The organism is Cupriavidus sp. GA3-3, from assembly GCF_000389805.1.
Classification (GTDB): domain Bacteria; phylum Pseudomonadota; class Gammaproteobacteria; order Burkholderiales; family Burkholderiaceae; genus Cupriavidus; species Cupriavidus necator_D.
This window is the reverse complement of sequence record NZ_KB944504.1, coordinates 316,854-325,476: the sequence shown is the minus strand read 5'-3', so window position 1 is coordinate 325,476 and position 8,623 is coordinate 316,854. Positions and strand designations below refer to the sequence as shown.

Genomic DNA, 8,623 nt, shown 5'->3' with positions numbered 1-8,623 from the left:
GCCGGCGAGCAGGGCCGCGGCTTCGCGGTGGTGGCGGGCGAGGTGCGCAGCCTGGCGCAGCGTAGCGCCAACGCGGCCAAGGAGATCAAGGGGCTGATCGGCGATACGGTGGAGCGCGTGGACAACGGCTCGGCGCTGGTGGGCCAGGCGGGCAAGACCATGGAAGAGATCGTGCAGGCGGTCAAGCGCGTGACCGACATCATGGGCGAGATCAGCGCGGCGTCGGCCGAGCAGAGCGCGGGCATCGAGCAGGTCAACCAGGCCGTGGCGCAGATGGACGAGGGCACGCAGCAGAACGCGGCGCTGGTGGAAGAAGCCGCCGCCGCCGCCGGCTCGCTCGAAGAGCAGGCCATGCGCCTGCGCGACGCCATCGCCACGTTCCGCGTCAGCATGCAGGCCGAGGTGCGTCCGCAGCGCCTGCCGGCCCATGCGCGTGCCGATGCGGCCCAGTCACTGGCACAGGCCTAGTCCGAATCAAAGACGAGGCAGGCGCGGAGCACCGGCCTGCATGCGTACAAAACGGGTGCGGCACGCCGCGCCCGAGGCTTCAGTTACAAGGGGGAGTTGCTATGCATTGGTTCAATCAATTGCGCGTCACGACCAGGCTGGTTGCCGGATTCCTGGTCGTTGCCGTGATCGGCGCCGTGATGGGGCTGCTGGGTGTGGTCAACATGGGGCGCATGGCCGACTGGACCGGCAAGATCTACAACGGCGACCTGCAGGCGCTGAAGGCCGTGCAGGACGCCAATATCAACCTGGTCTATGCCAGCCGCGCGCAGATCGGGCTGCTGTCGGCATCGACCATGGGCGAGCGGGCGGCCGAGAAGGAGCAGATCGTGAAGTCGCTCGGCGCCATGGACGAGCGCATCCGCCAGGTCGCTGGCGCTTTCGAGAAGGCCGAGGGCAAGGCACTGGTCAAGCAGTACCAGGAGCTGTCGCCGGCGTTCCGCGCGCGCATGGAGAAGTACGTCGAACTGATCAGCAAGCAGCCGCTGGATACCTCGCAGTTTGAAAGCCAGGTGTTCTCCGAGAGCGCCGAGCTGCTCAAGGACAGCCATGCGCTGGAAGCGGTGATGTTCCAGATGGTCAAGCGCCGCGACGACCGCGCCCGCAACAACATGGAAGAAGCGCGCAGCGTTTACGACGCGACGCGCCTGTGGATGCTGGGCCTGGTGCTGGGCGGCGTGGCGTTGTCGGTGCTGCTGGGCGTGCTGCTGGCGCGGGCGCTGTCGCGCCAGCTGGGCGGCGAGCCGGGCTATGCCGCCGCGATTGCCGCGCGCATTGCCGAAGGCGACTTCTCCGCACCGGTGGCCACGCGCGCAGGCGACAAGGGCAGCCTGGTCTATGCGATGCAGCAGATGCAGCAGCAGCTGTCGCGCATGGTGCGCGATTTCAAGGTGTCGGCCGAATCCATCGGCAGCGCCTCGCGTGAAATCGCCGCGGGCAACAACGACTTGTCGCAACGCACCGAGCAGCAGGCGGCAGCCCTGGAGCAGACGGCGTCGAGCATGGAAGAGCTGACCAGCACGGTGCGCCAGAACGCGGACAACGCGCGCCAGGCCAGCGGGCTGGCGGCGAACGCGTCGGAGACAGCGCTGCGCGGCGGCGAAGTGGTGGGCCGGGTGGTGCAGACCATGGACGAGATCAACGATGCCTCGAAGAAGATCGTCGACATCATCGGCGTGATCGAAGGCATCGCCTTCCAGACCAACATCCTGGCGCTGAACGCGGCGGTGGAAGCGGCGCGCGCCGGCGAGCAGGGCCGCGGCTTCGCGGTGGTGGCGGGCGAGGTGCGCAGCCTGGCGCAGCGTAGCGCCAACGCGGCCAAGGAGATCAAGGGGCTGATCGGCGATACGGTGGAGCGCGTGGACAACGGCTCGGCGCTGGTGGGCCAGGCGGGCAAGACCATGGAAGAGATCGTGCAGGCGGTCAAGCGCGTGACCGACATCATGGGCGAGATCAGCGCGGCGTCGGCCGAGCAGAGCGCGGGCATCGAGCAGGTCAACCAGGCCGTGGCACAGATGGACGAGGGCACGCAGCAGAACGCGGCGCTGGTGGAAGAAGCCGCCGCCGCCGCAGGCGCGCTGGAAGAGCAGGCCAGCCGGCTGCAGGGGGCCGTGGCGACGTTCCGCCTGGCGGCCGAGGATGCCCGCGCGGATTCGTTCGTGGCCCACTCGCTGCCTGCGGCGACGGCAGTGCCGGCCAAGGTGTCTCGTGCCGCCGGCGCGGTGCGCGCCATCGCTGCCGGCAAGCGGGTCGCCAAGGCCCTGCCCGCCAGCACGAAGGCCGCAGCCGAGGCGGCAGATGCCGTCGCCACGCAGCCGGCGCGGCTGGTCGCAGGCAGAGCCTCGCGGCCCGCGCTGGCAGCCGCCGACAACGGCGACTGGAGCGCGTTCTGATCCCCACTGGCAACGGGCCGCGCGGCGTCCCGGATGGCAAGGCTATGACGACCGAGATCAACCTGGCTCTGCCGCATGACGATGCGGCCCGTCTGCGCAAGGAATTCGAGCAGTTCGTCGGGGTCTCGAGCGGCCTGGACCGCGAGTTCCTGCCGCCCGATTTCCAGGAATTCCTGCGCGCGCGGCTGCTGCAGCATGACGGCCCGCTCACCGAGCGCGCGGTCTCGCGGCTGCTGTCCGGCGGTGAATACGGCTGGGCCCGCCGCGTGTTCGACAAGCAGTTGCCCAATGCGCTGGCGGCGCTGATGCGCGATGCCCAGCGCTTTGGCTTCGGGCTGGCGGTGCAGCCGGAGTGGACGCCGGACCAGCGCCTGGCGCATGCGCGCGAATGGGCGGCGCAGGTGCTGTCGGAATGCGGCGCCGATGCTGCCTTCACCGAGGCGCTCGCCACGCAGGTGGCGGCTTCCGCGGAAGACGTGCGGGTGCTGGAAGAGCGCATGCGCACGCCCGCATGGCGCCTGGCCGAAAGCCTGCGCCAGCGCGCCTATGACCTGATGTACGCGCTGCAGACCGAAGACAGCGAAGCCGCTGGCCGCGCACGTGTGGGCGAGCTGCGCGGCATGCTGGGCCTCGCCCTGGAGTACGGCTCGGTGCGGCCGGAAGAAGCCTCGCGCGTGCTGGAGCAGGTGGAGCGCATGCGCCCGGCACTGTTCCGCGAAGCGCCCGACGATGTGTTCGACCGGTTGGCGGCATGGCTGCGGCGCATGTTCGGGCACTGAGGGCGCGGTCGGAATCCGGCCCCGCTGCCTCCGGCCATGAATTTCGTACAGGGATGACGGACAGTGTCTGCGTGCTGAACGCCACATGCGGCACTCGTCAATAGAGGAATCCAGCAGGCTACCGAAGGCGCTGGTCGCGCGTTTGCAGAAATGACGCTTGCAGAACTGGTTTGCGCCAGATCAAGTGTCAGGGATGTGAACTGTTACAAAATGTGCGCGCCCATGTATGTTCCATGCGACATTTGGTTCCCCCCCGCGTAAGTAGGGATTGGCATTGCGGGTCGATTGCCGATATAAACGTAACAGTCTCACTTACACTCTGTAACACTTGTAACGGAGTTGATTACAGTTTGACACGGGCGTAGTTCCTTAGTCGTACGTTGTACCCGCCCAGCCGCATACAAACGATCTGGTCGCCGGGCCCGCAAGGGCATCGGTAAGCGCCGGACAAGCGGCCACGGTGGGTTTTTGGTAGCGGGGATAAATTGGAAAGCAGTGAAGTTCTCCAGGAGATCAGGGAGGTTAACCTCGCCTATCTGCTGCTCGCGCAACGCCTGGTGCGCGAAAACCAGGTCGAAGCCATGTTCCGGCTCGGGGTCAGCAAGGAAATTGCGGATATTCTTGCCAAGCTGACTTCCGCGCAACTCGTCAAGCTGGCGGCATCCAACATGGTGCTGTGCAGGTTCCGCTTCGACGACCATGCGCTTCTGTCCACTCTCACCCACACGGCCAAGAGTCATGACATGCAGCAGATCCACGCCGCGATCCTGCTTGCACGCCAGCCTGTGGAGTCGCTCAATTGACCGTGCTCCTGCAGGCCGAGCCGACCCGGAGTTACACGGCCACCTCCGTTCCCAGCCGCAAGAGCGTGCTCCAGGATGCGAACCAGACCCAGCTTGCGATCGAGCTGATCGGCCTGGGTGCGCGCCTGCAGGTGCTTGAAGCCGAGACCACGCTGTCGCGTGACCGGCTCATCCGCCTGTACAAGGAGCTGCGCGGCGTCTCGCCCCCCAAGGGCATGCTTCCCTTCTCGACGGACTGGTTCACCACCTGGCTGCCGAATATCCACTCGTCGCTGTTCTTCTCTGCTTACCAGTTCATGGTGCAGGAGGGCGAGACCGTGGGCATTCGCGCGGTGGTGGCTGCCTACCGCCTGTACCTTGAGCATGTTTCGCTGCTCGGCGGCGAAATTGTCTTAAGTTTCACGCGTGCCTGGACGTTAGTACGGTTCTTCGAGAGCAACATGCTGCAGCTGTCCCGGTGCACGTGTTGCGGCGGGCAGTTTGTCACGCACGCGTATGAGCCGCACGCGAATTTTGTGTGCAGCCTGTGCCGTCCGCCGTCACGCGCAGGGAAAGTGAAGAAGCTCTCGAAAGACGCCGCCGCCGTGCAGACCAACGCCTGATCCTGGTCAAGGTCCGCCGGCTGGCAAGCTTGCAGCGCTGGCGGACGGACCACTCTCCGTTCGCCCGTGCCCGGGCAATTGTGCGTGACTGACGCGCGTATTTAGACGGGGATCCGATCGTGCTAGTAGTTCTTGGCTATGTCGTCGTGGTTGTGGCGGTGCTTGGCGGTTACGCCATGACCGGCGGCCACATGGGCGCGCTATATCAACCGGCGGAATTTGTGATCATCGGGGGCGCCGCCTTCGGCGCCTTCATCGCCACCAATACAGCAAAGGCCATCAAGGCCACCATCAAGGCCCTGCCGGGCCTGTTCAAGAGTTCCAAGTACAAGAAAGAGCTGTACCTGGACGTCATGTCGCTGCTGTACGTGCTGCTGTCCAAGGCACGGCGCGAAGGCATCCTGTTCCTGGAAAAGGAAATCGCGGACCCCGCCGCCAGCAGCGTCTTCAGCCAGTACCCGCGCATCCTGTCGGATCCGGTAGTGATGGAATTCCTCACCGACTACCTGCGCATGATGGTCAACGGCAACATGAACGCCTTCGAGATCGAGGCCCTGATGGACCACGAGATCGAGACCTTCCGCCACGAGGCCGAGATCCCCGCCCATGCGCTGTCGCGCGTCGGCGACGCGCTGCCCGCCTTCGGCATCGTTGCCGCGGTGATGGGCGTGGTGCACGCGCTGGGTTCGGCCGACCTGCCGCCGGCCGAGCTGGGTGCGCTGATCGCGCACGCCATGGTCGGCACCTTCCTCGGCATCCTGCTGGCCTATGGCTTTGTCTCGCCGCTGGCCGCGCGCATCGAGCTGCAGGTATCCGAGAACGTCAAGGTCTACGAATGCATCAAGGTGGTGCTGCTGGCCTCGCTCAACGGTTACGCGCCGCTGGTGGCGGTGGAATTCGGCCGCAAGGTGCTGTATTCCACGGTGCGGCCGTCGTTCCTTGAGCTCGACGACCACGTGCGTGAAGTCAAGAGCCTGAATTAAGGCGCGCAAGCAGCAAGGGGCACCGTCATGAGCAGCGCACACGATATGCGTCCGATCATCGTCCGCCGGGCAAAGTCGCACGCCAGGCCGCACGGCAACCACAGCTGGAAGATCGCCTACGCCGACTTCATGACGGCGATGATGGCGCTGTTCCTGGTGCTGTGGCTGCTGTCCAGCGCCAACAAGAAGACGCTGGAAGGCATTGCCGAGTACTTCCGCATGCCGCTCAAGGTGGCCATCGTCGGCGGCGAGAAGAGCAGCCAGACCCCGAGCGTGATCCCGGGCGGCGGCCAGGATGCGCTGCGCAAGGACGGCGACACCATGCGCGCGCGCACCAACGAACCCAGCGACGAGCAGCGGCGCAACGAGCAGCAGGAAGCGCAGCGCCTGCGCGCGCTCAAGCAGCGGCTCGAGCAGATCATCGAGAACAACCCGGTGCTGCGCCAGTTCCGCCCGCAGCTGCTGCTGGACATCACCAGCGAGGGGCTGCGCATCCAGATCCTGGATACGCAGAACCGGCCGATGTTCCGCACCGGCAGCGCCACGGTCGAGACCTATATGCGCACCATCCTGCGCGAGATCGGGCCGGTGCTGAACGAGCTGCCCAACAAGGTCAGCCTGTCGGGCCATACCGATGCGGCCAACTATTCCAACGGCGAGCGCACCTACAGCAACTGGGAGCTGTCGGGCGACCGCGCCAACGCTTCGCGCCGCGAGCTGATCGCCGGCGGCATGCAGGAGGGCAAGGTGCTGCGCGTGCTGGGCCTGGCCGCGACCATGCCGCTGGACAAGGAAGACCTGCTGGCGCCGGTGAACCGGCGCATCAGCATCGTGGTGCTCAACCACAAGGCCCAGGCGCGCTTCGAGGCCGAGAACGCCAGCGCTGCCGAGGTCACGGTGGCGGCGCAGGCCGGCAAGGCCGCGCAGGAGATGCAGGCAGGGCTGGCAGCGGCCTCAGCGCCCGCGGCTGCGCCCACGGGCAGCAAACCATGACGCGCGGCCGTTGCGGCAGCGCCAGTGCAGTAACCAAGTGACTCAGGACGCCATGTCTGTCGATATCGATATCACACAGTTTTACCAGACCTTCTTCGAGGAAGCGGAAGAACTGCTCGTCGAAATGGAGCAGCTGCTGCTCGGCCTGGACATTGAGTCGCCCGATCCCGAGCATCTGAACGCGATCTTCCGGGCGGCGCATTCCATCAAGGGCGGGGCTGCCACCTTCGGCTTCGCGGCGCTGACCGAGACCACCCATATTTTCGAGAACCTGCTGGACCGCACGCGCCGGCAGGAACTGGCGTTGACCAGGACCATCATCGACACCTTTCTGGAAACCAAGGACGTGTTGCAAGACCAGCTCAACGCCTACCGCAACGGCACCGAACCCGATCCGGAAACGCTGGCGCGCATCTGCGCCGTGCTGCAACAGCTGGCGCAGGAAGCCGCCGGCCATGCCGGCGCAGCTGCCCCGGCGCCCGTACCTGTTGCCGCAACGCCCCCCGCTGCTGCTCCTGCGGGCGGCGGGCTCAAGATCCGCCTGATCCGGGTTTCCGCCTCCGACCAGGCGCTGCTGCGCGAGGAACTGGCCAACCTGGGCGAGATCACCGGCCAGCAAGAGGTGAATGGCGAACTGGTGGTGTGGCTCAACACCCAGTGCAGTGCCGACGACATCATCGCGGTGTGCTGCTTCGTGATCGACCTGGACCAGATCGTGATCGAAGCCGAAGCCGAGGCCCCTGCTGCTGCCCCCGCGGTGGTCGAGGCCCCTGTCCCGGCGCCCGTCCCGGTCGCCACGGCCCCCGCCCCCGCAGCGGCAGCGCCCGCCGCCGCGCGCGAGAAGGCCAAGCCGCAGGCGAGCGCCGCGCACGGCGAAGGCTCGATCCGCGTGCCGACCGAAAAGGTCGACCAGATCATCAACCTGGTGGGCGAGCTGGTGATCACGCAGTCGATGCTGGCGCAGACCGCCTCGGCGCTGGACCCGGTGCTGTTCGACCGCCTGTTCTCCGGCATGGGCCAGCTCGAGCGCAATGCGCGCGACCTGCAGGAAGCGGTGATGTCGATCCGCATGATGCCGATGGACTATGTGTTCTCGCGCTTCCCGCGGCTGGTGCGCGACCTGGCCAGCAAGCTCGGCAAGCAGATCGACCTGGTCACCTTCGGCAAGGCCACCGAACTGGACAAGAGCCTGATCGAACGCATCATCGATCCGCTCACGCACCTGGTGCGCAACAGCCTGGACCACGGCATCGAAACCCCTGACAAGCGCGTGGCCGCCGGCAAGGACGCGACCGGCCAGCTGATCCTGTCCGCGCAGCACCATGGCGGCAATATCGTCATTGAAGTCAGCGACGACGGCGGCGGCCTGAACCGCGAACGCATCCTGGCCAAGGCCATTCAGAACGGCCTGCCGGTGTCGGAGAACATCACCGACGAGGAAGTCTGGCAGCTGATCTTCGCGCCGGGTTTCTCCACCGCCGAGGTCGTCACCGACGTGTCGGGCCGCGGCGTTGGCATGGACGTGGTCAAGCGCAATATCCAGGAGATGGGCGGCCACGTCCAGATCAGCTCGCGCCCGGGCCTGGGCACCACCATCCGCATCGTGCTGCCGCTGACGCTGGCGATCCTGGACGGCATGTCGGTCAAGGTGGGCGAAGAGACCTTCATCCTGCCGCTGAACTGCGTGATGGAGTCGCTGCAGCCCAAGGCCGAGGACGTGCATACCGCCGCCAACTCCGATCGCGTCATGCACGTGCGCGGCGAATACCTGCCGCTGCTGGAAATGCACCGCGTCTTCAACGTCGCCGACGCGCTGCAAGAGCCGACGCATGGCATTGCCGTGATCCTGCAGGCCGAAGGCAAGCGCTTTGCGCTGCTGGTGGACCAGCTGATCGGCCAGCACCAGGTGGTGCTGAAGAACCTGGAAACCAACTATCGCAAGGTGCCGTGCATCTCGGCGGCGACCATCCTTGGCGACGGCAGCGTGGCGCTGATCGTCGATGTCGGCGCGCTGCAGCGCACCGGCGTGCGCCGGCAGGAACCGGCGCTGGCGCAGTAACCGAC

General features: G+C 66.3%; 8 protein-coding genes. All 8 read left to right on the top strand.

From position 1 onward, the window contains the following. A partial coding sequence (locus tag C265_RS30000) for a methyl-accepting chemotaxis protein (RefSeq protein ID WP_010812716.1) occupies positions 1-468 on the top strand: 468 nt, incomplete at its 5' end. 101 nt (positions 469-569) lie between these two features. Then, the gene (locus C265_RS29995; protein ID WP_010812715.1) at positions 570-2,399 is read left to right on the top strand and encodes a methyl-accepting chemotaxis protein; all 1,830 of its coding nucleotides are present in this window, start codon (positions 570-572) and stop codon (positions 2,397-2,399) included. Between the two features lie 44 nt (positions 2,400-2,443). Continuing rightward, positions 2,444-3,178, top strand: coding sequence for a DUF4088 domain-containing protein (locus tag C265_RS29990; protein ID WP_010812714.1), 735 nt, complete (start codon positions 2,444-2,446; stop codon positions 3,176-3,178). A gap of 485 nt (positions 3,179-3,663) precedes the next feature. Then, positions 3,664-3,981, top strand: a complete 318-nt coding sequence (flhD, locus tag C265_RS29985; protein ID WP_010812713.1) for a flagellar transcriptional regulator FlhD — start codon at positions 3,664-3,666, stop codon at positions 3,979-3,981. Next, entirely contained in the window at positions 3,978-4,583 is a 606-nt protein-coding gene (gene flhC, locus C265_RS29980; RefSeq protein ID WP_010812712.1) for a flagellar transcriptional regulator FlhC, read from the top strand. The genes flhD and flhC overlap by 4 nt, the downstream gene beginning before the upstream one ends. Before the next feature lie 119 nt (positions 4,584-4,702). Next, positions 4,703-5,566 carry a flagellar motor stator protein MotA gene (gene motA / locus C265_RS29975; protein ID WP_010812711.1) on the top strand — a complete coding sequence of 288 codons (864 nt, stop codon included), beginning with the start codon at positions 4,703-4,705 and terminating at the stop codon, positions 5,564-5,566. 27 nt (positions 5,567-5,593) lie between these two features. Further along, a complete protein-coding gene (gene motB / locus C265_RS29970; protein WP_010812710.1) occupies positions 5,594-6,559 on the top strand; it encodes a flagellar motor protein MotB in 966 nt (321 codons plus the stop codon). A 52-nt stretch (positions 6,560-6,611) separates the two neighbouring features. Continuing rightward, on the top strand, positions 6,612-8,618 hold the full coding sequence (gene cheA, locus C265_RS29965) for a chemotaxis protein CheA (protein WP_010812709.1): 2,007 nt from the start codon (positions 6,612-6,614) through the stop codon (positions 8,616-8,618). Positions 8,619-8,623: the final 5 nt, after the last annotated feature.